The following is a 23,479-nucleotide window of genomic DNA, read 5'->3' as shown; positions in this document are numbered from 1 at the left end:
CGTTTTACCGTTTCACCGTAATCCTCCGGTATGAAACTTCGACGCCCGCGCCGTCCGCGCGACTTTCGGCTCGCGGACTCGGCCCAGCAGACCGTCGGCGGGTTCCTGCTCGCGGGTCCGTTCGTCGTTACGGAGGAAGTCTGGGTGCTCGCGGGGAACATGCACATCGTGCAGTCACTCGTGATCGTCTCGATCGTCTTCTCGATCGGTTACGCGGCGCTGTACAAGGCGGACACGACCCGCGACCTCGACGACGAACAGGAGGTAGCTGGCGTTCCGCTCCGTTTCATTTCACTGATGGTCGTCACGTTCGGCTCGGTGTCCGTGCTCGCCCTCCTCTTCGGTGCCCCCGGGACGTTCCTCCCGGACGCCGTAGCCGATTGTGGCCCCGGAGCTCTGTTCGGGTCCTCCGGGCCCTTCTTCGAGCGCGTCGCGACTTCCTGTGAGCGCGCAGTGACCTCGTTCAAAGCCGTGACCGTGGGGTCGGTCTTCAGCGTCGTCGGTGCGGCGACGGCAGACAGTATCTTCGCGAAATAACGCGGGAGCGGCTTCGGTCTCGAGGGGCCGACTCGAGGCTACGGCGCGATTCGGCGGCCGTCACGGCGACTACAGGTGCGAGTCGTCGTACGACTCCTCGGATCGCTCCGCGTGCTCGTTTCCGCAATCACTGCACTCGAGACGGTCCATCTCCGCCATCGAGACGTCGAGGGAGCCACAGTTCGCGCAGTAGAAGCCGTACTGCTCCGCGTGGTCCTCGTCCTCGTAGGTGACGAAAAACGGCGCTGCGGTGCCGGATTCGTCCTCGTCGCGGGCGACGTACACCGTTTCTCCGTCGTCGGTCGTCGTCGTCAGCTGACCGTCCGTCGTTTCCGTGTCGGGAAGCTCGTCGGTTTTCGCGTCCTCGTCGTCCGCCGACTCCGCGCCCGACTCCGTGGGGAGGTCCACGTCGACGTCCGAATCCGTGTAGACGTATTTCACGAGCGACTCGCCGGCGACCTCGATGCGCCGGTCGCCGTCGTGCTCGAGGCCGAACTGTTCGACGTACTGGTGACCCTCGATGTTGGCCTCGAGGACGGTGACGTAGACGTGCTCGGCACCGCGTTCGCGGAGCGTCTCCGTCGCGGTTTCGTACAGCTCCGTCCCGATCCCCTGTCCCCGATGTTCCGGGTCGACGAACAGCCAGTTCACCTCGCCCCAGCCGTCCTCGAGCCGCCCTTCGACGAACCCGGCGATCGTCGTCCCCTCGATATCCTCGCCGCTTTCGACGACGTGAAGCAGGGTGTCCTCGTCGTCTATCTTCTCGGTAACGGAGTCGTCCCCGAACTGGTCGTCGGTGATCCCGTCGATCTGTCCCGGACTGAGCCTGAACGAGGTCGTCATCGAGCTGTCGACGACCTCTCGAATCCGCGCCGCCTCGTCCGCTTTCGGCTCCCGAATCTCCATACCGGACACTCGGTACCGATCCGGATAAGATGGCTGCCGGCGGGAACATGGACGCTACCAGCAGTCGTGACTGCAGTCCTCGAATCGGCGATCCGAAAACCGAACGCTCGTCCGGCGGCAGTCGACCTATCTCTCGCCACTTCCGGTGACGACCACCGGTCGGTCGGAGCTGAGAATAATTCCCTGAGCGACACTTCCGAAGATCGCTTTGCCCACGGGCGAGCGCTTCCGGCCGCCGAGAACGATCGAGTCGACGTCGTAGGCGTCCGCCTCCGAGAGAATGTCGTCTTCGGTGTCGCCGCTGTCCTCGAGGATCGTCACCTCGACGCCGGCTTCCTCGAGGGCCTCCTGTGCGCGGCGGACGGAGCCGATCCGCGAGGCCGATTTGAACTTCTCGAACTCCTGGGGCAGGTCGTCGCTGTCATCGGTGAAGACGAACAGGATGTAGGCTTCGACCGCTTCGTCGGCGTTCGGAAGCGACGTGACGTAGTCGACCTGTGCCAGCGCACGGTCTTCGTTGGTATCGACGGGTATCAACACGCGGTGCATAGCCACCCATTTAGATGGGGAGACAATAAAACCGACTCCGAATCCCGACGGCTGGGGGCGTGTCGGCGGTCGACTGCGGCGTCTCTCGGTTACTCGTCGATTCCCTCGCGCTCTCGCAAGGAGCGACGGCGGATCTTGCCGGTCGTCGTCGTCGGCACCGTCTCGACGAACTCGAGTTGGTGGGGGTACTCGTACTCTGCCAGTCGGTCCCGAACCAGATCGCGAATCTCCGTGCGAAGCGTGTCGGGGTCGTAGTCGTCGACGGCGGGTTTGACGAATGCCTTGATAGCCTCACCGCGGGTGTCGTCCGGAACGCCGACGACGCCGACCTGCTCGACGGCTTCGTGAACGAGGATCGCGTCCTCGACTTCCATCGGGCCGACGCGGTAGCCGCTGGTGAGGATGACGTCGTCGGCTCGAGAGACGAACCAGACGTAGCCGTCGTCGTCGCGCTCGACGAGGTCGTCGGTCAGGAACCACTTTCCGGAAGAGCGCTGCTCTTCCGACTCCCCGCTCGCTCCACTCGCGGGGACCTCCGCTGTCTGCTTGTTCGCCGTTTTCTCCGGCAGGCCGTGGTACTCGTCGAAGAAGACCCGTCGATCGCCCGGCCGAACCGCGAGTTCGCCGACCTCGCCGCGCTCGAGTCGCTCGTGCGTGTCGGGATCGAGGACGGCGATCTCGTAGCCGGGGAAGGGCTTGCCCATGCTGCCCGGCTGCGTGTCGAACCACCTCGACGAGTTTCCGACGACGAGGTTGAGTTCCGTTTGCCCGTAGAACTCGTTGATCGCGACGTCGTCGAACGTCGACCCGACCCAGTCGACGACCTCCGAGGTGAGCGGTTCGCCGGCCGAGGCGAACGTTTCCAGCGAGAGGTCGAACCGATCTTCGGGATCGTCGAGATCCATCAGCATCCGGAGCGCGGTCGGGGGCATGAAGGCCCCGGTCACGTCGTGGCGCTCGAGCAGCTCGTAGACCGCCTCGGGGTCGAACCCGTCGCGAGGCCAGCCGACGACGGTACAGCCGTGGTGCCACGCGGCGAAGAGGGTCCCGCCGAGCGCCGCGCCCCACGCCCAGTCCGCCGGCGTCCACAGGGTGGCCTCGCCCGCCGCGAGCCCTCCATCGAAGTAGTTGTACGCCGCGGCCGCCCGTCCGAGCCAGAGCGCGTGGCTGTGTCGGACCCCCTTCGGCGGTCCCGTCGACCCGCTCGTGTACATGATCGCCGTCGGCGTCGCCGGCGTGGCATCGTAGACCTCGATCCCCGGCTCGTGGGCCGCAAGGAGGTCGTCGAAGGCGTGTGCATCGCCCGCGACTGAATCGCCGTCGCCGAGTTCGATCACGTGCTCGAGCGCCGGACAGTCGTCGCGGATCTCGTCGACGGTTTCGCGAACGCTCGGGTCGACGACGACCGCCTTCGCCTCGCTGTCCGCGAGGCGATACTGGAGGGCGTCGCGACCGAAGAGGACGGTAAGCGGTACCGAAACCGCGCCGAGTTTCCAGTTCGCGAGGTGCGCGAGCGGGTTCTGTGGTTTCTGCGGGACCACGACGCCGACGCGGTCTCCCGCCTCGATTCCGAGGTCCGCGAGCGCGGCGGCGAGGCGGTCAGACCGTTCGTCGAGGTCCTCGAACGAGTAGGCCTCGTGACCCGAGTCGGGATCCTCGTACCGAAGCGCGGTCCGACTCGTGTCGTCGTGTTTCCGGAGGAAATCGACGGCGGGATTGTACTCGTCCGGGAGATCCCACGCGAATTCCGTACGGGCCGTCTCGTAGTCGTCGTATGTCGGCATCACCGTCCAGGCCATAGAGAGGCGTAGCGGAGCCAGCACATAGCGCTTTTCGACTCCGCCAAAATAGTGAGCGCGTTCGATTCGTGTCTCGAGAGTCGTGCCAACTCAGTCTTCTTCGGTCTCCTCGTCCTCCTCGCTGCCGCCCCCGTCCGTACTATTCTCGCTCTTACCCTCGCCCTCGACCTCGATCTCCGCTTCGACTTCGATGGTCAGGCCGCCGGCTTCGAGTTCGCCCTCGAACTCGCGTTCGTCCCCGACCTCGATCTCGAGCTCGTTCGAGTCCACTTCGACTTCGACCTCCACGTCGACGGTGACGTCGTGATCGTCCATACTCGTCCTTCAGCCGGCTCCCCTAAAGGGATAACGCGCGCTCCCGGGGGCCGAATTCGACTCCCCCATCGTCTCCGAGGAAACGCGCTCCGGAACGTACTTTAGGCCGACCGAAAATACGTGGATATGACCGACCCCGTCCGAGTGACGCTCGAAGGAGACGACGAATCGGCGGCCGTTCGCGTCTACGACGACGAGGGGGACGTCTCGACCGACGACGCGACGTTCCGATTCAGCATCGATGGCGGACGGGAGGGGGACTCGAGCGGCGACGAGACCGACGGAAGCGCCGACGATCGAGACGCGCCCACGGACGAGGAAGCCCGCCGCATCGCTCCGCTCGCGGACGTTCCGACGAACGGAACCCTCCGGTGTGAAGCCCGCCGCGATCGCCGCGGGACGGAACTGATCCTCCGACGGGAGGGAACGGACGTGTTCGCGTGGCGGAACTCGTGTCCCCACAAGCCGGAGGTCCGACTCGATCCCGGCCCCGGTGCGATCGTCCGCGACGACCAACTGGTGTGTCACGAACACGGCGCGCGCTTCGAGTGCGGTGACGGCGTCTGTACGGCGGGACCGTGCCGCGGGGACGCGCTCGAGTCGATCGCCGTCGCCGTTCGCGACGGAACCGTCTACCTCACCGACGAGCGGTTCGACTCGTGCCGGCGGTTGGACGACCCGGCCGCGTGATGCGCAACCACCGAACGGAGTAGCCGGTTCCGGGAGTCGGCAATCCGTCGGAGCACGCCAGCATCACTACCGGCCGACAGTGTTCAAATAAACACTTTCTCGACCGATAACCGTACGTCTCTTTTGGGAACGGATCTAAACAGTAGTATGTCTCCACCGATCGAGGACGCCATCACGATCTTGCTGATCGAACCCAATCCCGGTGACGTGCGCCTGTTCTCCGAATCGTTCGACGACGCGAACATCGCCTGTGAAATCCACACCGTCACCGACGGCGCGGACGCGCTCGATTTCGCCCACCAGCGCGACGACTACGCGGATAGCCCGCGTCCGGACATGATCCTGCTCGACTTCCGGCTGCCCGATATCGACGGTCCCGATGTCCTCTCCGAACTCAAGTCGGCGGACGCGCTGCGGCCTATCCCAGTGATCGTGATGACGAGTTCGGCGTCGGAGGAGGACATCGCTCGGTCGTACGACCTCCACGCGAACGCGTACGTCCAGAAACCGGTCGAACCGGACGAGTTCATCGAGCTCGGCCGCTCGTTCGAGGACTTCTGGCTGACGTTCGTCCGCTTTCCCGGCGAGCAGTCCTGACGAACGATCGCTGGGGCCCGTTCCGACGAGCCGTTACGACTCGAGCCAGTCCGGAAGCGCGTTGATCGACTCGAGGACCGCCCGTGCCCCCTCGCGCTCGTATTTCTCACGCCCGTCCTCGCCCGTCAATCCGCCGGTCAGCACGCCGATTCCGTGGTACTCCCGACCGGAATCGGTCTCGTTCGCATTGACCGCCGTCCGAACGTCGTCCAACGTGTCGCCGACGAAGACGACCGACGCGGCGTCGAACCGCTCCGCGAGCGTCGTCAGCGCCCGCGGGTGGGGCTTCCCTTCCTCCCAGTCGTCCATCGTGAAGCGGTGCTCGACCGGAACCGCGTCGTCGAGTCCCACCCGCTCGAGGGCGATCTCGGCTTCGGCTTCCGGCCGCCCGGTCAGGACGCCCACGTCGTACTCCGCGAGCAGCCGCTCCCGAGCCGTCGACTCGAGTAACACGGGCTCGTCGTGGATGAACCCCCTCGTTTCGCGCTCGAGGTCGGGATCGCCGCCCTCGAGCCCGCGATAGAGTTCGTCGCCGAGGTACAGTTGCTGGAAGACGTCGCGCAAGCGCTCGCGATCCCAGCGGCCGGTCACGCGCTGGGTCGCCCGCGCGCCGATCGCCTCGCGGACGACGGTTTCGGCCGCCTCGAGGCCGCCGCCCGCGGCGGCGATCGCGTCGGTGTAGGCCTCGAGCGACTCGCCGTACCCCTCCTCGGTCGCCAGCACGTAGAGCGCGGCGGCGTACGTCAGCTCCCAGTCGTTGTTGAACCCGCCCGCGTCCTTGAACTCCTGAATATCGTCTTTGCGGATCGTCCGGTCGTAGACCGCCTCGACGGACTCGACGATCGCCCGCCGGTAGGAGTCGGCGACGTCGACGAGGACGCCGTCGATGTCCAGGACGACTGCATCTGCGTTCATACCCGTGGGGACGGGTCGATGCGGATAAAAACCACCCGTTTACGCCGCGCTCGCTTTCGACGCGTTCGATGGGCCACGCACAGTCTCGACTGCGCGGCGGACGATCACAACAGCGGTACCCCGACGACGGAGAACGCGATGACCCCCAACCCCACTGCGTAGAGGACGTCGGCCCAGAGCCACGAGAGGAGGTTCGCGACGTAGATCACGATCACGAACGGAACCCCGAGCAGCACCTGTGGTGACCGCCGCCACTCGGCCCGCGATCGCTGCCAGAGGGTGTTCGCATCTCCAGTGCTCGGAAACGCGTGCATCCCGATCGAGAGCGCGAACCAGCCGAGAACGATCATCGCGGCGATCCGCTCGCTCGAACCCCCTCGAATATCGCCACTCGTCGAGACGAGCGTTGCGAAACCGAGAAAGGCGACGAACGCGACGACGGTATTAACCAGAAACGGTGCGACGCTGACGACGAACGACGCTCGGTACCGCTCGGGCTGGGCGTGGCGGACGTACCCCGCCGGATCGCCGAATCGGAAGTACACGACGTCGAGGACGGGCACGCCGACGAGATCACAGGCCTGCTTGTGGGCGAACTCGTGGACGACGACGCCCGGAATCGACGCGATACGAATCAGGAGCCAGAAGAGCGTGCTGATGCCGACGACCAGCGCTATTAGCACTGCAACGGCGACGACGACGACACCAGCGTACGTGAGAGACTCGACGTTCACGGCTACCGGAACGTCTCGGGCTCAGATAATTCATTCGAGCCAGTTCGGAGCGCTCACTCCGGATGCGCTCGAGCGGCGTACAGCGTCCCCTCCTCGATCGTCGTCCGCTCGACCGGAACCGCCGGCTGGTCGCCGCCGAGGGTCGTAAACAGGAAGTCGGCGTCGGCTTCGCGAGCGACCGCGAGCGCCGGCCGGTGGAGTTCCGGCGGCAGGTGCCGCGCGTAGATCGCGTCAGCACCCGCGTAGATCGACGGTTCGGGGTCGACGACGTCGTCGCGGACGAACTCGACGCCCTCCGGAACGTCGCGATCGTGGACGTCAGTTGCTGTGACTGTAACTCCGACCTCGGCAAGCGCTCGAGCGAGCTCGGGTCGGCGGCCGATCCCGATCTCGACCACCCGTTCGTACTCGGCGAGGTGATCGAACATCGACTCGAGATTCCGGCGAGAGTGGGCCACGGCGGGACGTTTATGCCACCCGCGGCCATAGCCCTTGCCATGCTCGTCGATATCGTGCCGGTCGGCAACGTCTCCGCCGAGGTCAAGCGGGCGGCCTCCGCCGCGTTGCGATCGGTCTACGACTGCGACGTGTCGGTCAACGACTCGCAGTCGGTCCCCAACGGCGCTTACGACTCCGACCGGAACCAGTACTCCGCGGAAACCTTCATCCAGCTCGCCGAACGGGTTGGCCGCGGCGAGAAGAACATCGCGATCACCCCGCAGGACCTCTTCTACCGGCGACGAAACTACGTCTTCGGCCTGGCCTACCTCGACGGCAGCGGCAGCGTCGTCTCGACCTACCGCCTCCAGACCTCGAGCGACGGCGGCTTCTCGAATCAGAGCGCCGCCGACATCTTCGAAGACCGCGTCCGCAAGGAGATCGTCCACGAGATCGGCCACACCTACGGGCTCGAGCACTGCGACAACAACCGCTGCGTGATGAACTTCTCGCCGACGGTCCGCGAAGTCGACATCAAAGAAGAGAACCTCTGTGGGAGTTGTCAGCGGCTGATTAGCTGATTTCGGGTTCGCAGTACCGGTTCCGGAGAAACTACCGACCGCCGAGCCGACGACTTACGGCGCGTAATAGTACTCGCCCTCGCTTTTCTGCTGGCGATCCAGCTGTGACTCGGGCTTGTTGATCCGCGGTCGCGAGGTGCGCTCGTCTCGGCGGAACGTGACCTCGAGGTTCGCGAGGAACTCGTTCATGCCCTCGCGCATCTGCTGTGGCTGGCCGGCGCGGCCGTGGACGGCGGGTTCGCCGTCGAAGACCATCAGCCGGTCCGCGAGCAGGTCCATCATGTAGATGTCGTGGTCGATGACCATCACGGTGGCGTCCTGCTGTTCGGCGAAGCGCCGGATGGCCTTCGCGGCCTGGACCCGCTGTTCGACGTCGAGGTGGGCGGAGGGCTCGTCGAGCAGGTAGAGGTCCGCCGAGTCCGACAGGCAGGCCGCGATCGCGACCCGCTGGCGCTCCCCGCCGGAGAGGTCGGAGAGGTTCTGCTCCATGATCCGTTCCAACTGGAGGGGCTGGGCGATCTCGGTGTTCCAGTAGGAGGAGCCGAACTGGTCGGTGATCGAGGAGAGGAAGGCGTCGACCCGCATGTGCTGGTCGATGGTGACGTACTGGGGTTTGTAGGCGATGTCCAGATCGAGATCGGCGTCGCCCTCGTCCGGCCCGAGGTTCCCGGTTAGCAGCTTGGCGAAGGTCGACTTCCCGATCCCGTTGGGGCCGACAACGCCCAGGACTTCGTTCTCCCGGATCGTGCCGCCCTCGACCTCGAGGCTGAACTCGCCGTCGCCGTAGCTCTTCGTGAGGTCCGGGTACTCGACGAGCGTGTCGGCGCGGGTCACGCTCCGGGGCGCGTGCTCCTCGAACTCGATGGGGTTCGGCCGGATCCGCATGTTTTCGTTGTCGAGATAGCCCGAGAGGTACTCGTTGATCCCGTTGCGGACGGACTTGGGCGAGGTGATCACACCGTAGGCACCCGGCTCACCGTAGGCGACGTGGAGCGTGTCCGCGAGCAGGTCCAGAATCGCGAGGTCGTGTTCGACCACGAGCACGGACTTGTCTTCCTTCTCGGCGAGTTCGCGGATCAGCCGCGCTGCGGTCACGCGCTGGCCGATGTCCAGATACGGCGTCACCTCGTCGAGGAAGTAGAAGTCCGTATCCCGGGCGAGCGTGGCCGCGATGGCGACCCGCTGGAGCTCCCCGCCGGAGAGGTCGTCGATCGACTGCTCCATGACGGGCCCGATCGAGAGCCGTTCGACCAGTTCGTCGAGGGCACCGCGCTCGTCGGTTCGCTCGAGCAGTTGCCGGGTGTTCCCGTCGAAGCTGTTCGGGATCTGGTCGACGTACTGTGGTTTTCGCGCGATCGTGATGTCCCCGTCGCGGACGTCCGCGATGTAATCTTGCAGTTCGGTCCCGCGGTAGGCCTCGAGGACCTCGTCCCACCCCGGCTCTTCCTCGTGACGGCCGAGGTTGGGCTCGAGTTCGCCGGCGAGGATGCGGACGGCGGTCGTCTTCCCGATCCCGTTGGGACCGAGGATACCGGTGACTTGCCCCTCCTGCGGTGCGGGGAGGCCGTACAGGGAAAAGGCGTTCTCGCCGTAGCGGTGGACCGGTTCGTCCTGGAGTTCCTGGGGGAGGTTGATGATCTCGATGGCGTCGAAGGGACACTTCTCGACGCAGATCCCACAGGTCTCGCCCAGACAGATCTCTTCGGAGATGTGGATCTGTTCGGGCTGGCCCTCCGCTGCGTCCTCGCCGCGGAGTGTGATACACTCCTTCCCCGTGCGGTTCGGCGGGCAGTAGTTCTTGCATTCGTAGCTACACCGGTCGGGTTGACACCGGTCCAGGTCGACGACTGCGATGCTGTCGTCCGCCATGGTTAGCCCGTGTACTCCGACATGAGCAGGATGCCCCACGTCACGAACCACAGGGCGAAGGTCATGAACGCGATGAACAGGTAGTGTTTCGTCCCGAACTCGTCCTCGCCGTAGATCCCCGAGACGTTGATGAGGAGATACTGGACGAAGATCGCGCCGAAGACGAACGCGAGCGTCTGCGTGTTCTGGGCCGCTGCCTCGGATACCCCGACCCAGGCCGCGGAGGCCAGCGCCGCACCGACGCCCAGCAGCGCGGACAGCGCCGTCACGCTAACTGAGCGGATGTGCTCGCGCCGGTCACTGATCGATTCGGTCGACATGGGAAGGAATCCGGTGTCGGTGATAAAAAGGCGTTCGGGTTAGGCGCGTGCTCGCTCGGGGTCGAACCCCCTACCGATCCGTTCGATGATGGTTCCGTTGCGAACGCCGACTCGAAATCCGTTTCCGTACTACACCTGACGGCCGGAGGGCGTCCCGAGCGGGACGAGATCGGTACCGGAAAAGACCACACCGTCGTGCGACGGGGCTCACTCGCTCTCTTCTCGGTCACCCGCAGTTTTCACTGATCTCGCCTTTGACTTGCGCCCCGGCTTCGAGCGTGACGCAGCCGCCGGCGGTGACGTCGCCTTTGACGACCGCGTCCTCTCTGAGCACGACGTCACCGCCGGCGACGACGTCGCCGTCGACCTCTCCTTTCGCTCCGACGGTCACGTTTTCGCCGGCGTCGACGGTTCCCTTGATCGTGCTTTTCTCCCCCGTCGTGACGCTTCCGTCGCGAGACGTGACGTCGTTCTTGACGCTGCTTTCGAGACCGGTGGTTACGTCGCCGCCCGCGTCGATCGTGTCGACACCCTCGACGCTTCCGCCGAGGTCGACTTCACCGTCCACGTCGACCGCGCCGTCGATCTTGCTGCTATCCTTTGCGATCAGGTCGCCACCCGCATCGATGCTGCCGGACGTCTCCTCCGCCTCGAGGATCACGTCACCGTCAGTCGTGACGGCTTCGCCGCCGGTCGGGAACACCGGGACCGAGACGGTTACCTGGTCGAGGCGTCCCTTCGATCCGTACAGCGAGACCGTCACGTCCTCCCCTTCGACGGAAACCGGGTCGCCCGCACCGGTCTGGAAGCCGTAGATCCCGACCGCCACCGTCTCGCCGGCACCGACTTTCCCCTGCCCTCGTAGATCGTACTCTCCACCACCGATCAGGACGACGTTGGCCTTGGTTTCCGTGCCGCCGAATTCGACGGGTGGCGGGTTTCCGTTGCCGTCGTTTTCGACTTCTGTCGCGGCCGTCGTGGTGTCCTCGACGCCGATCCCCTGTACTTTCGCCTCGCTGTTGCCGACGTTCTCGAGGCCGAACTCGAGTTCGTCGGTATCGGCTCCGAGTTCCGGGTTCCGCACCTCGACGTTCGCGTTGCTGCCCTTCCCCGTACAGCTGTAGTCGACCGTGGTGGTGTAGCTGTCCGCTCGCACTTCCAGCGTCGATCCGACGGCGTTCGCGTTTACGGTCACCGTCGCCGTGCCGTCACCGCCGCCGTCACAGGTCACCTCCAGTCCAGTCGTCTCTCCCGACGAGAGCGCCGCCGCGAACCCGCTGCTGACCGCCAGTGCACCGTTCGGGTCGTCGATCGTCACGTCCGTCTCGAGCGGATCGTACGCCTGATTCGCGTTGTTCGTGATTTCGACGATGACGGCATCGTTCTTCTTGTCCGGCGTCTCGCCCGTCGCCTCGATTCCCACGAGGGCGTTCGCATCGCTCGCGGTTTCGGCGGACACGCCCCTGTCCGCCGCGATCGTGGTGAACCCGAAGACGGGCCCGACCATCGCGACGGCGCCGAGCGCGACGAACACGAACCCGAGTTTGACAACCGTGTTCATGATTACGGTGGCCGCTCCATCTCGCCGAGTCGCATCCGTCGATTCTGTACCACGTGGACGACCGCCGAGACGGCAAACAGAGCGAACACCAGCGTCGCCCAGCCGAGCTCCGGGACCGTCTCGGTCGGGATCACCTCGAGCCACAGCCCGGCCATCACGACCGATCCGACCGCAGCCAGCCCCAGATAGTAGGTCCCCCACGGAATCGAGTCCGCCGGCACGACGTCGAGGTAGACGTCCAACTCCGCGGCCTCGTCGGTGAGCTCGATCGTTCGATCGTCGAATTCGATCATGTCGGCCCGCTCGAGCGTCGGAAGATGGGTCTGCTGGAGCGACGTGTACACTCGCTTTCGCTCGGCCGAGGTGATCGCCGCCACTTCCTTGTCGAGTTCCCAGGCGGCGACGTGTTCGGCGAGCTCACCCAGCGTCACGGGGTCGTCCTCGCGCTTGCAGTAGTGGATCGCGTAGCGGCGACGCTGATTGCTCAGTAGGTCGAAAATTTCGCCTTCCCGTGACTGGTCGTCGCTACCTGGCGTCTCTACGGTAGTCGGCTCGCTCTCACTGGTTGTCGCCATCCCCCTGTCAGTACGAATGACTGGTCTACTGATGCATAACGCTTGTTGCCGAGCACTGGCAGGAGAGGACTGTCCGAGTGGTCGCAGGTACTCGCTGATATCCCGTTCGATCGCGGTACCGATGAAGCAACGGTTCGATGGGTTTCAGCGGCCGGAGTTCGATCCGGACGAGCCGCCGTCGGATACTGGTAACGCTGCGCGCCGGACGCGGATCAGTTGACCTCGACGACGTCCACGTCGATGTCGATCTCCGAATCGCTTCCCGCTAGGTCGTCCCCCGAACTACTCGCCTCGCCGGGACCGACGTCGGGTTCGCCGTCGTCGTCGATGCTCCCGTCTCCGGGGGCCGGACCGACGCCGGGCCCGTGCGAGGCTCCGGGCCCGTGTTCGGCCGGCTCGATGGTGATGGGTGCAGAATCTTCCGTATCCTCGCTCCGAACGCTGACCTCGGCGGTCCCGTTGTCTTCCGAACCCGTCTGCCAGACGAGTTCGATGGTTTCCTCGTCGGTCTCTCCGAGTTCGCTCGAGAGGGTCACCGTTTCCGTGTCCACCGTCCGCCCGTCGGGGTCTTCGAGGGCGATCGTCTGTTCGACGTCCGTTTCCTCCCTGTTCTCGTACAGGCTCGTGACCGTGACCTCGACCGTGGCGGCTTCGCCGGCGGTCACGTTCTCGACGTCGTCGATGGTGACTTGGAAGGCTCCCTCGGCGGCGAGCTCCCAGGCGAATCGTGGGTACTCATCGGGAATCGCGACCCAGGGACCGCCTTCGTCCTCGTAGTCGAGTTCGCCGAGGTTGCCGCTCTCCGTGACCTCGAGCCCTTGCATCTCGTCGGTGGTCCGTTCGTTGACGTGGATTTCGTCCCCGATGACGTGTTCGCCGAACGGGGAGGAGTGGTGGTACTCGTTGTAGTAGACGCTGTCGTCGAATTCGTCGTTGGTGTCGTCACCGCGACCGAAGATCGCTCCGCCCGTGTTCCGATCGGTGTGAGAGGGTCTGTCCATCTGACCCAGGTAGTATTCGATCTCCGGCTGAGTCATCGTCAACTCGATGTCTCCCTCGGCCCAGTACATCTGTTCGTTTTCGCTGGCGTAGTCGGAGGTCCAGCCGACGATGCCGCCGACGGCGAACGGCCCCTCGACGTCGGCCTGCGAGTACGCGGTCGATACTTTGGTATTATACCCGGTCGACCCGACGACACCACCGATACCCATGTTTCTGGCATCCCAGGGATGGCTCACTTCGTCGGTCGCTGCCGCCGGAATTCCGCCGCTGACCGTCGCTTCCGAGACCAGCCGGTTGTCCAGATCGGCGTTGTGTGAGGAACCGACGATTCCCCCGACTTCCTGATGTTCGGCCGTGACGTCGCCGCTCACACGGACGTTCTCGATCGTGCCGCCGGCCGCACCGACCAGCCCGCCGGTGACCTGTCGCCCGTGGACCGAAACGTTCTCGAGTCGCAGGTTGTGAATTTTCGATCCTTCGCCGATACCTCTCCACGTTTCGTGGAAATACGTGTTGATGGCAAACAGCCCGACGAAGTCCTCGTCCGGACGGTCGATGTGAAGCCCTTCGATCGCGTTCCCGTTGCCGTCGAAGTTACCCGAGAATTCCCGTTCCCCTCTCTCCTGATCGCCAATCGGTTCGAAGCCGGCACCGCCGTTCCAGTATTCGGTCCCCTGGGCGTCGATGTCGTCGACGAGCTCGTAATTCGCATCGAGGTCGGTATCGATGCACTGGAGCTGGTCGACGGTGCTGACCTCGTACGGATCGTCGCTGGTTCCGCTCCCCGCGTAGCGAACCGCACTACAGTCGGGCCCGTCCCGTTCGACCACGACGACTTCCTCCGTCTCGTCGTCGTCGGTCCGGACGGTGACGCGGTCCGTGATTGCGTTCCCGTCCGTCTCGTACTCGAGTTCGACGGTCTCGCTCTCACCGCCCGATACGGTGACCTCCTGTGAATCGACCCGGTCGCCGTTCGGGTCCTCCAGAACGACGTTCTGAGTGGCATCGCCCGCGACGCCCTCGACTTCGGCGTCGATCGCTACCGACTCCCCTTGCGCGACCGGATCGTCGACCGTGACGTCGTTCACCAGGAGGAGCGGTTCGACATCGATCTCTGCCGTGTCCTCGTCGCTGTTCGTCTGGACTGTGACGGTGGTGTTATCGACCGAATCGGGGACTCCGACGCTACCCCACTCGAGCGTGGCCGTCGTCGACGTCCCGCCGTCGAGTGCTACCTCTTGGACAGTGACGACGTTCCCGTCGAAGCCCTCGATCCAGACGAACTGCTCGCCGTCTTCACCCCGATTTCGAATATCGACCTCGACCGCCAGCGGCTCACCCGGCTTGACCGACTCGTCGACGACAGTGGTCTCGTCGATGAACAACTGGGCAGGCTCGTCGATGACGAGGAATGACCCCAGTTCGTCGAGGGAATCGCCCTCAGTACGAAGGTCGTACTCGTAGATCTCCCCAGCATCGACCGGTGGGGCCGTCAGTTCGACTCGCTCCGTGTCGCCGGCCCCGATCGTGACCTCCGTTTCGACGCTGTCGATCGCGTTCCCGTCCTCGTCCAGCACCTCGAGCGTGACGTTCTGGGTCTGTTCGGCGGCGTACGTACTGGTTATATTCGCGCCGATCGTGACGTCGTCCTCTTCCGTGATGACCTGTCCGTCGGACCCGTTGAGCTGTTTTTCCTCCGGGATTCCCAGATCCTCGCTGATCTCGAAGACGCCGCCGTTTTCGACCTCGAACGTCCCGCTGGTGTCGTCGTCGTCCGTCTCGACAGTGAACTCGTAGTCTCCTTTGGGCCACTTCGATTCGTCGAGCGACCACGAAACGTTCGCAGCTTCGGTGCTGTTGAGTTCGACCTCCACGGTCGACGTGGCGGTATCGTTTCCGTCTTCCGGCGTGATCTCGAGGGTGACGTTCTGTGCGCTTCCGTCCGTGTTTCCGAGGTTTTGTACGACCGCCGAGATGTTGACCAGTCCGCCCGACACGGTGGTCGTGCTGTTGACGACGCTGTAGTGTGGATCCTCGTTCAGGTAGTAGAACGATCCTCGCTCGTTCAGGGTGTTCCCACCGGGGTCAGTCTCGATATCGTACTCGTATCTATTCCCCGGATCGAGGTCAATCGATTTTGATCCGCCAGATTCAGTATCAAAGAATTCGTTGCCGTCGTTCCAATCTCCGTTCTCGTCGGTCCGTATTTCCTCACCGTTACCGATCGGATCTTCTGACTCGATTGTTCGTTCCTCGACGAGGTCAGATCCGTCCCAAACCGAGACGGTGGCGGTAACGGTACTCTCCGTTTCACCGGAGTTTGTCAGCGTCGCGTCGATCCAGAACTTATCGTCTTTTTCGACTAAATTATTGTCGATAGAATTACCGCTCTGATCAATCAGTCCGCGGTCGCTGTCTATCTCGATGGAACTACTATTCGATACGTTCCCTATCCCTCCGGCTGTCACGACGACGATATTCTCTCCCGTTCGGTTTACACTGACGTTCCACTTGGTAACGCCCTCGGCTTCCTGCTCGAAGTGTCGTTCCCACCCGTCGGCGTACTCGCTTTCGATCCTGATGGCAAAGTCGTCGGCAGCAGGGTCTTCCGTGATGTTAGCGAGGCGTTTGGTCAAGTTCGTACCGGCCTCGTGGTTCCGTTGAGCCTTCGGCGGCGCTCCGTCGTTGTCAGTGCCATTGAGTTGCATAAAATTCAGTTGCAGGGAACTGTTGGACCCGAAGCCGATATCCGGTGACTTATCGACTCTGACCCCGGAATCTGTGCGCTCCCAGACGCCGCCCCCCTGATGGGCGAGCGTTCCGTCCTCGAGTTCGAACTCGTAGGTTCCGAGATCCTCGGAGACGGCCCGGTCGTCGTCGGACCAATTCGGGTCGCCGTCCGAATTGTTATACCAGGTGACCGAGAGCGTTCCGTGGCCGTCGATCTGCGGTTGACAGACCTGATCGTCGAACCCCATCGGCTGTTCCTGGCCCGTCATCGCGACGGTGTTGAGTCTGTGATCCGACTCGTCCATACACATGTATACCTGTTCGCTATTGGCCTCCGACTGGACCCCGTCAAGTACTGACGACCCCACCGTCAACACTAGCGTGACACCTATCAGCACGATCGCCACCAGTAACACGACACCGACGACCGGGCTCACTCCTCGACCGGTCTTGCCGCCCCCTCTGAATTGGTCCGTCCACATCCTTCGCTATGAGACTATCCTGATACCATAAAAATGTATGCGATTATTGGCTGAGTATAAGATTTGATTTGAGTTCAAATATTATATCTATATGGGCGAAGAAGCCGCTACATCGTAATTCGATGGGGTAACGGCGATACCCGGCGACGGACGCCGGTCGGATGACAGTAGCCCGTTCGTTAAGACCTGTTCTTGATAAATGATAATATGTTGACTATATCTCCGACGGGTCAGAGCACGGACCGACCCCAGGTCCGATACCTACGCGCACTGAATCGCGATTCGACGATCGAGACTGATCGTGATTTCTCCGTCGCCCGTTTCGATATCGAACGTGAGTTCCGTATTGGCAGGTTGTTGGGCTCCGAACGGTGCATCACAGCGGATCTGTCCCGCTACGACGTACCCGCCGTCCACTGTCGTCACGTTCCACTCCTCGAGGGTGGGATTGTCACCGGATTCCACTTCCAGCGATACGTCCCCCTCTCCAACGACCAGAGGGGGAGGTGCCGTTCGATCCGTGATCGTGACGATCTCGACGTCGTACTGGCGATAGCCTCGATAACAAAAGAACCCCTCACAAACGAGGGTCCCGTCCGCTAATTCGATCCGCTCCGGAATGTCAAGTGAGAGGAGTGCCCGTTCGTCGTCCGTCGTTTCGATCCCCACCTCTCGATCGGCATCCAGCGAGTCGAACGCACCGCTCGAGGCGGCGAACAGAAGTCCGCCGACGACGAGGAGGGCGACGCCGAGGGTGGTGATCGATCGCATGAACTCGTTGGTCCGTGATGGGGTATCTGATCTTCGCGCTCTCGAGCACCGACGTCGACGAGTACCCGGTCGCGAATCGCGTTCGACTCGAGGGCGGTGGTCCCGTCAGCCGATCACGACGTGGTCGGTGTCGATCTCGATACCGGTGTTGCTGCTGGTTCCGCTCGTGCCGTCAGTGGTGGTGGAATCACCGGTTCCGAGGTCGGGAGCGCTGCCTTCGTCAGTGTCTCCCTCGAAGCGGGCGTCGATTTCGTCGACTCTGCCTGCGGTACGGCCGTCGCCGGCGTCGACGTCGGTCGAGCCGCCGCCGCCGGGTGTGATCGTGATGCTGGGAGTTCCGGGGTCGACGTTTGCGCGTTCGACGCTGACGTAGACGATCAGGTCGTTGAAGTTGGGATCACCCGAGCCGGTATTGTCGCGTGCGCTGTCCCACAGCGCGTCGATGTCGTCGTTGCTCTCTGCACAGCCGGAGTCGTACATTCCACACTGAGTCGTGGCCTCAAACAGGAAAATGAACTCGTTCTCGTCGAGAGTGAGTTCGCCGTCGTTCCAGAGACTATCGCGGTCGATGACCGGATCCGACACGTCGGCGAGAACTTCGTCGACGCTCTCCTGCTCTTCGTTCCCCGGCTGGAGACCCGGTACACTGTTGTCTTTAGCCGTTCGAACCCGGAGGTTCTGCTCCCGTGAGTCGGCCGTCGCGTTGATCTGATCGACGAGATAATCGTCCGATGACGTGTCGACTTCTTCACACCATCTGTGCTGGTCGACTGGACTGAAGTAGTTCGATTCCGCTTCCTCCTGAACGTTACACCCTGACGTACCGCTCGGGAGCCCATACGAACTCGATGCGAGGGTCAGCGTGGCTTCCTCCTTGATCTCGAGGGTGGTATTGTAGACCGGATCGCTCTTGTCTTGCCAGCTGGGGTACGTGTTTATGTTTTCCCCGCCGGAGGGGTTCTCGAATACGTGTTCGGTCGTCGTCGTTCCCTCCTGTTTGGTCAGCACCTCGAGAGTCATGGTTCCCAGTTCGTGATCGCTCGGGTAGCCGTTGATTCCGGAAACCTGTGAACTCAGCACCGAAATATCTACGGTGGCGTTATCGAGACCCTCGAGCCCCGCTCGCCCGGGATCGACACCAGCGGTAACGGTAAACGACGCGGTCGCCGACTCGTCTTCCGTCTGAATCGTCGCTCGGTACTCACCGTCGAGGAGCCTGCTCCTGTTCAGGTTCAGTTCGATCGTGTCCGATTCGCCGAACGACCGATTGATTTCTCCATCGAAGAGCGTCCCGTACGGAGCCTCGTCCTCGAGCTCGGCCGGCATCTCGTCGAGATATTCGAGGTCGACGGTCACGGTCTGTGAGCCGGAATCGACGCCGGTGTTTTTCAGATCGGCCGTGACGGTGACGTTATCGTCGGCCGTCGCGTTTCCGTTCGATAGTTCGAAATTGGTTCCGGGCTCCCCGATGTAGAACGATCCGGGAGTACTCAGGCCGGTACCGTCGGCACTGATGTCGTAGTCGTAGACCGTTCCCGGCTCGAGGTCGTACTTGTCGGGATCGATCCAGAACGAGATCGTGTTCTCTTCGCCGCCCTCGAGCGTTATCAGCTCGGATCGGTGGACGTCGGTGCCCGGAATGGACAGATTGACGCTTCGGGTCTCCTTGCCGCTGTAGGTGCTCACGACGCTGGCCTCGACGCTGAACGGCTTGTCATCCGCGACGACTTGATCGTCGCCGACCCCCTCGTCCTCGACGACGACGAAGGCGTCCTCACCGCCGGTCGCTTTCCCGGTGACGGTTCCATTTGCAGTATCGTCACCCGTGTCGATCGTGAACGCGTTCGAGCCGATCGGAAGGTCGCTCTCGTTGACCGTCCAGCTGACGGTCCCGTTCGCACCGTAGTCGAGAGTGAGTTCCTCACTGGCGGTGACGTTGTACTCCTCGAGCTCGAGGGTCACGTCTCGGGTCCCCTCCCCGACGCCGCGGTTCGTCACCTCGGCGCTGATCGTGACGTTTCCGTCGCCGGTCGACGTCGTCGTAACGTCGCTGTCGGTCACGTTGAAGTGCGTCCCAGGTTTGCCGAGATAGAACTCACCCGGACTGTCGAGCGAGTCTTCGACGTTGCCCGAATCGTCGAGCGACTCGATCATGTACTCGTAGGTCCGTCCAGGAACGAGTGTATTTTTGTACGTAGCCTTATTGACTACGGCCTTCTTCGGATTAGTTTCTCCACTTTGTAGGTTGCCATTCCCGTCTTCGACGATCGCTCCGCCGTCGATGGAGACTCGCATCGGAGGCTTAATTTTTTTGCTTCCAGTATTGTTCAGGGTCGCATTAAACTGGAGCGTCTTTCCGTATTCGATAGGCTGGTCGTTCCCGCTCGTTTTTCTGAGCCCATTATCTGACTCGATGAGAACGGTCGGGTTGCTGGTAGGACTCCGAACGTTTGCGATCTTCATTTCCACGGTCTGGTTGCCGGAATAGGCCTCGACGTTGCTGTCTCCGACCGCGTCCTCGAGATACCGATTCCACCCCTCGTAGTACGAGCTTTCGATCTCGACTTCGATGTCGGTGGCGTCGGGACAGTCGCTGGCAGCGTCGTTGATGTCTTCCGTGAGGCTCGTCGACTTGCTGTGGTTCGCCCTCGCGACCGTCTCGGGGCCCTCGAAGTCTCCCTCCTCGAGCTGGAGGATCTGGAGCCGTAGCGAGTCTCCGTCGTACTCGATCTGCGGTTCCGAGTCGACGGTGACGCCGTTGTCGGTTTTCACCCAGACGCCACCGCCCTGATGGGCGATCGTCCGATCGTTCAGTTCGAACTCGAGAGCGCGTAAGTCTCCCGTAACGGAGGGTGTACATGTCGTCCCGGTCGAGGCGTTGTACCACGTGACCTCGATCGAGCCGTCGTTCGTGATCGACCCCTCCATCTCGGGAAGTTCCTGTTGCGTCCCCGTCGCTGCGACCGTCGCGATCCTGTGGTCGGTTTCGCTCATGACCTGCTGGGCCCGTTCCGCGTTGGCATCCGATTCGAACGCATCGAGCATCGACGCGCCGGTGACGAACACCATCGCCGCACCGATCGCGACGATGGCGAACAACAGGATGACCCCCACCAATGGACTCACTGCCCGTTGTTCGTCCATTGAATTGCATCTCTGACCTCGATTACTTTTCCCCATTTCTGTGTTAATACCTGATTCATCTGGTAAAAATATGTATGATTATACGAGAGAGGGTAACCGTAGTCGGGTGCTCAAGTAACCCTTGATCGGACTCTAGATATCCTATCGAAGGGACGGCTGAACGTGACAACCGGTGAATCTGTGACGGAGGGCGTCTTGTGCCCGATTTACGTTTTAGGCCAAAACTCGAGACGAACTCATCGCGTTCGGCTTTAATCCGACTCGCGACATGTCACGTCGATCCAATCACTGCTGTTTCAGGAAACCCTTGGAACGATCGATGCTCGATACCGCCCCTTCAGCGACGCCTTGAACCGACGTATGGACGGTCTTTCGGCAGTTCTGCCTGCTCAATACAAAGTGGGTTACAGTCATGGAGTGGTGTAAGAACCGCGTACCGGCATCCCTCGCGGATCGGTGCTGGCGCGTGGTACGGAGACCATAATCAATGAAAATGAATCGACGCAACGTGGTTGTTGGACTGGGAACGATCGTCGCGGGTGGCGGAGCAGCGCTCGGCTCGGGTGCGTTCAGTACCGCGAGCGCGGACCGAACGCTCGACGTCAACGTCGTTACGAACACCGATATCGCGGCCGATTTCGTCGATATCGTCCTGCACGTGGGCGACCACAGTAGCATCGCACTCGGTACCGATGACGACGATCCAGTCAATCTCTTCCCGGATAGCGGTGATACCTACGAGTCTGACTTTTCACCGAGTGACACCGACGTCAGCCTCATGCAAAACGACGTGACAATCGTCGTTGGCCCTGACGGCAGCGAGCTTCCGCCGAACGCGACCGTGTCGTATACCGACCTCTTCACGGTCGTCAACGACGACGGATCCACCAGCCAGGCCTTCGATGTCAAATTCGAGGCGACGGGCGGCCCGAGCGTCGAATTCAACGGGGCTTCTAACGCACAGTCCGCGTCGTACACAGCAAATCTCGGAACGGGAGGCGATACCGAAGCGATCAGTACCGATATCAATACTGGTGGCAGTAACGACAGCGGCACGCTTGAAATCACGATCACGGAAGCCTGAGTTTGGCAGGCTGCTCATCGAACGAGATCGGTCTCGAGTATCGCATCGCCGGACGTAATATACTGAACCGTACAATGATAGTATGAAACGCCGGGCATTCATCGGGCTTGGAGTCACCTCGATCGGCGTCGGGACGGTGCACAACACCGGCGCGTTTAGCGCGACTACTGCCGCTCGAGGGGTCACCGTGAGCGCTGCCGACGATCCGAACGCCCAGCTCGGCCTCGTCGGCATCGAGGACGCCAGTACGACGCCGGAGTTCGTCAACCGATCGTCCCAGACGCTCGCCGTCGAACTCGACTCGTCGGACGCGAGCGTCGAGGTCGACGTCGGGAACACCGACTCCTTCGAGTCGGTTCCGGTCTCGTTCGAAATCGCAGTCGACGACGGCGTCGAAGCGCCGATCACTGCCGATAGCGAGGAAGCGCTGCTCGACATCGCCGCGGACTTGGTCGCCACCGACGGCTCCGTCGCCGGATCGATCACTGCCCAACGGAACGCGGCGATTCCGCAGGCCGAACAGATTCAGGTGACGGCCAGCGTGAAGTCCGCGGGGAACAGCGGGAAATACGAGTTCGAACTCGAGAACACCGGCTCGATCGACGTCACGATCGTCGGACTCGGTATTAACGAGACGACGAACGGCAACGCGGTTCGGGTCGACGGCGGTCCCGACGAAATCCTGGTCGATCTCGACCGTGGCGTGAGCCTCGTTTCCGAAGGTATCCCGATCGATAGTAGCGACCCCGAGAACGCGACGGTTATCGGGTTCAACGACGGCGACGAGGTGACGCTAGCCGTAACCGAAACGAACGGCTTCGAGTTCGTTCGGTTCCTGGACGGTCGAGGAAAGAACGCCAAAATGAAAGGCGAAGACGTCAGGGTGACGTTGGCGTTCAGCGACGGCAGCACGAGCGTCGAGACGCTCTGTTTGAACGGCTGTGACTTCTAACGGTCCCGGGTTTTCGCTCTCAGCGAGGCCGTTTTTCGCGACGCTCGCTGGGTCGGAGCCATCGTAACGGATTCGATCCACCGAGCTCGGGCGATGATCGAGTCGAAATCAGTCAGACGTCCCTGGACGCGAGTGCCGTGTGCCGTACTCCGTGCTGTCACACTGCGTTCCACCGTGACGCTGAGACCGTCGATTTCGGTCGCTCAGGCTCGGCTTGAAGATCGATCCGTTCCGTCCGTCGCGAGTATTGGTCTTCGTGTAATCGTTCTCGGTGATCAATACAAAGTAGGGAGACCGTTTAGGGAGGAGCAGAGTCGTACGGCACCTGTAACTGGTGCCGGGCGAACCGTACGGTGATCATACCATGAGAATGAACAGACGAAACGTGTTAGTCGGGCTCGGAACGATCGTCGCCGGTGGCGGCGCCGCACTGGGAACGGGCGCGTTCAGCAGCGTGGAAGCAGATCGAGAGATGACCATTCAGACGACCGGCGATGGGAGCGCGCTGTTGGCCCTATCTGCCACTACTACTGAATTTAGCGGAGTGAGTAACAACGGCACTGGTGATGTACTCGCTCTACAATTCTCGGACCTCAATGCTGATGCCGTTACTACTTTCAACGGTCTGCTGACGATTTCCAACAACGGAAGCAACGAAGTCGATCTCGACGTCTCGACCAATGAGGACGTCACGTTTCTCTACGATCCGGATGGAACCGGTGGGAGAGATACTGCACTGAGTGGAAATACGGCGACTATCGGTGCTGATGGGAGTATAACGTTCGATGTCGAAATCGACTTGCAGGGCCAGAATAGCGTGGACGCCACCCAGACGATTACGTTTACGGCAACGGACACGTCAGCGTAGTCACGATTAGCGACAGTCCCTTCGGAATCGGTCTCGGGTACCGTTTGGACGAGTCCTATA

21 protein-coding genes are annotated in these 23,479 nt (G+C 62.5%); 7 read left to right on the top strand and 14 right to left on the bottom strand.

Going from position 1 to position 23,479, the window contains the following annotated elements:
* The first annotated feature begins 30 nt into the window (after window positions 1–30).
* The gene (locus LDB05_RS13475) at window positions 31–537 is read left to right on the top strand and encodes a DUF2391 family protein (protein WP_226004510.1); all 507 of its coding nucleotides are present in this window, start codon (window positions 31–33) and stop codon (window positions 535–537) included.
* Window positions 538–606: 69 nt separating this feature from the next.
* Here LDB05_RS13475 and LDB05_RS13470 read toward each other — a convergent pair whose 3' ends face one another.
* The 4 genes from LDB05_RS13470 to LDB05_RS13455 all read right to left on the bottom strand — a co-directional run bounded on the left by LDB05_RS13470 (window position 607) and on the right by LDB05_RS13455 (window position 4,106).
* The gene (locus LDB05_RS13470; protein ID WP_226004509.1) at window positions 607–1,443 is read right to left on the bottom strand and encodes a GNAT family N-acetyltransferase; all 837 of its coding nucleotides are present in this window, start codon (window positions 1,441–1,443) and stop codon (window positions 607–609) included.
* Window positions 1,444–1,569: 126 nt separating this feature from the next.
* The gene (locus LDB05_RS13465; protein WP_226004508.1) at window positions 1,570–1,992 is read right to left on the bottom strand and encodes a universal stress protein; all 423 of its coding nucleotides are present in this window, start codon (window positions 1,990–1,992) and stop codon (window positions 1,570–1,572) included.
* An 89-nt stretch (window positions 1,993–2,081) separates the two neighbouring features.
* A complete protein-coding gene (locus LDB05_RS13460; RefSeq protein WP_226004507.1) occupies window positions 2,082–3,791 on the bottom strand; it encodes an acetate--CoA ligase in 1,710 nt (569 codons plus the stop codon).
* Between the two features lie 90 nt (window positions 3,792–3,881).
* A complete protein-coding gene (locus tag LDB05_RS13455) occupies window positions 3,882–4,106 on the bottom strand; it encodes a hypothetical protein (RefSeq protein ID WP_226004506.1) in 225 nt (74 codons plus the stop codon).
* A gap of 126 nt (window positions 4,107–4,232) precedes the next feature.
* On the opposite strand from LDB05_RS13455, the gene LDB05_RS13450 reads away from it, so the two are divergent.
* Window positions 4,233–4,796: a Rieske (2Fe-2S) protein gene (locus LDB05_RS13450; protein ID WP_226004505.1), complete on the top strand. Its 564-nt coding sequence runs from the start codon at window positions 4,233–4,235 to the stop codon at window positions 4,794–4,796.
* Between the two features lie 147 nt (window positions 4,797–4,943).
* Complete coding sequence (locus tag LDB05_RS13445) at window positions 4,944–5,393, top strand: response regulator (protein WP_226004504.1); 450 nt, start codon at window positions 4,944–4,946, stop codon at window positions 5,391–5,393.
* A 33-nt stretch (window positions 5,394–5,426) separates the two neighbouring features.
* Here LDB05_RS13445 and LDB05_RS13440 read toward each other — a convergent pair whose 3' ends face one another.
* From LDB05_RS13440 to LDB05_RS13430, 3 genes are all read right to left on the bottom strand, one after another.
* Window positions 5,427–6,308 carry a TIGR01548 family HAD-type hydrolase gene (locus LDB05_RS13440; RefSeq protein WP_226004503.1) on the bottom strand — a complete coding sequence of 294 codons (882 nt, stop codon included), beginning with the start codon at window positions 6,306–6,308 and terminating at the stop codon, window positions 5,427–5,429.
* 104 nt (window positions 6,309–6,412) lie between these two features.
* The gene (locus LDB05_RS13435; protein WP_226004502.1) at window positions 6,413–7,042 is read right to left on the bottom strand and encodes a metalloprotease family protein; all 630 of its coding nucleotides are present in this window, start codon (window positions 7,040–7,042) and stop codon (window positions 6,413–6,415) included.
* A 53-nt stretch (window positions 7,043–7,095) separates the two neighbouring features.
* A complete protein-coding gene (locus LDB05_RS13430) occupies window positions 7,096–7,500 on the bottom strand; it encodes a UPF0146 family protein (RefSeq protein ID WP_250160926.1) in 405 nt (134 codons plus the stop codon).
* Window positions 7,501–7,539: 39 nt separating this feature from the next.
* Between LDB05_RS13430 and LDB05_RS13425 the strand changes: the two genes are divergently transcribed.
* Window positions 7,540–8,061 carry an archaemetzincin family Zn-dependent metalloprotease gene (locus LDB05_RS13425; protein ID WP_226004501.1) on the top strand — a complete coding sequence of 174 codons (522 nt, stop codon included), beginning with the start codon at window positions 7,540–7,542 and terminating at the stop codon, window positions 8,059–8,061.
* A gap of 54 nt (window positions 8,062–8,115) precedes the next feature.
* On the opposite strand, the gene LDB05_RS13420 is transcribed toward LDB05_RS13425, so the two are convergent.
* From LDB05_RS13420 to LDB05_RS13390, 7 genes are all read right to left on the bottom strand, one after another.
* Window positions 8,116–9,930: a ribosome biogenesis/translation initiation ATPase RLI gene (locus LDB05_RS13420; RefSeq protein WP_226004500.1), complete on the bottom strand. Its 1,815-nt coding sequence runs from the start codon at window positions 9,928–9,930 to the stop codon at window positions 8,116–8,118.
* 2 nt (window positions 9,931–9,932) lie between these two features.
* Window positions 9,933–10,250 carry an EMC6-like membrane protein gene (locus tag LDB05_RS13415; protein ID WP_226004499.1) on the bottom strand — a complete coding sequence of 106 codons (318 nt, stop codon included), beginning with the start codon at window positions 10,248–10,250 and terminating at the stop codon, window positions 9,933–9,935.
* A gap of 226 nt (window positions 10,251–10,476) precedes the next feature.
* Entirely contained in the window at window positions 10,477–11,811 is a 1,335-nt protein-coding gene (locus LDB05_RS13410; protein WP_226004498.1) for a bactofilin family protein, read from the bottom strand.
* A 2-nt stretch (window positions 11,812–11,813) separates the two neighbouring features.
* Window positions 11,814–12,386: a DUF7344 domain-containing protein gene (locus tag LDB05_RS13405; protein ID WP_226004497.1), complete on the bottom strand. Its 573-nt coding sequence runs from the start codon at window positions 12,384–12,386 to the stop codon at window positions 11,814–11,816.
* 212 nt (window positions 12,387–12,598) lie between these two features.
* Window positions 12,599–16,600 (bottom strand): type IV pilin N-terminal domain-containing protein, encoded by a 4,002-nt coding sequence (locus LDB05_RS13400; protein WP_226004496.1) that lies wholly within the window; start codon window positions 16,598–16,600, stop codon window positions 12,599–12,601.
* A 261-nt stretch (window positions 16,601–16,861) separates the two neighbouring features.
* A complete protein-coding gene (locus LDB05_RS13395) occupies window positions 16,862–17,371 on the bottom strand; it encodes a hypothetical protein (RefSeq protein WP_226004495.1) in 510 nt (169 codons plus the stop codon).
* A 105-nt stretch (window positions 17,372–17,476) separates the two neighbouring features.
* On the bottom strand, window positions 17,477–20,515 hold the full coding sequence (locus LDB05_RS13390; RefSeq protein WP_226004494.1) for a DUF7289 family protein: 3,039 nt from the start codon (window positions 20,513–20,515) through the stop codon (window positions 17,477–17,479).
* Between the two features lie 487 nt (window positions 20,516–21,002).
* Between LDB05_RS13390 and tafA the strand changes: the two genes are divergently transcribed.
* The 3 genes from tafA to LDB05_RS13375 all read left to right on the top strand — a co-directional run bounded on the left by tafA (window position 21,003) and on the right by LDB05_RS13375 (window position 23,419).
* Entirely contained in the window at window positions 21,003–21,599 is a 597-nt protein-coding gene (gene tafA / locus LDB05_RS13385) for a fimbrial protein TafA (RefSeq protein WP_226004493.1), read from the top strand.
* An 82-nt stretch (window positions 21,600–21,681) separates the two neighbouring features.
* Window positions 21,682–22,551, top strand: coding sequence for a hypothetical protein (locus tag LDB05_RS13380; protein WP_226004492.1), 870 nt, complete (start codon window positions 21,682–21,684; stop codon window positions 22,549–22,551).
* 385 nt (window positions 22,552–22,936) lie between these two features.
* The gene (locus LDB05_RS13375) at window positions 22,937–23,419 is read left to right on the top strand and encodes a hypothetical protein (protein WP_226004491.1); all 483 of its coding nucleotides are present in this window, start codon (window positions 22,937–22,939) and stop codon (window positions 23,417–23,419) included.
* Window positions 23,420–23,479 lie beyond the last annotated feature (60 nt).

Source organism: Natrinema salinisoli (assembly GCF_020405205.1).
Lineage (GTDB): Archaea > Halobacteriota > Halobacteria > Halobacteriales > Natrialbaceae > Natrinema > Natrinema salinisoli.
This window is presented reverse-complemented; position numbering and strand designations above follow the sequence as displayed.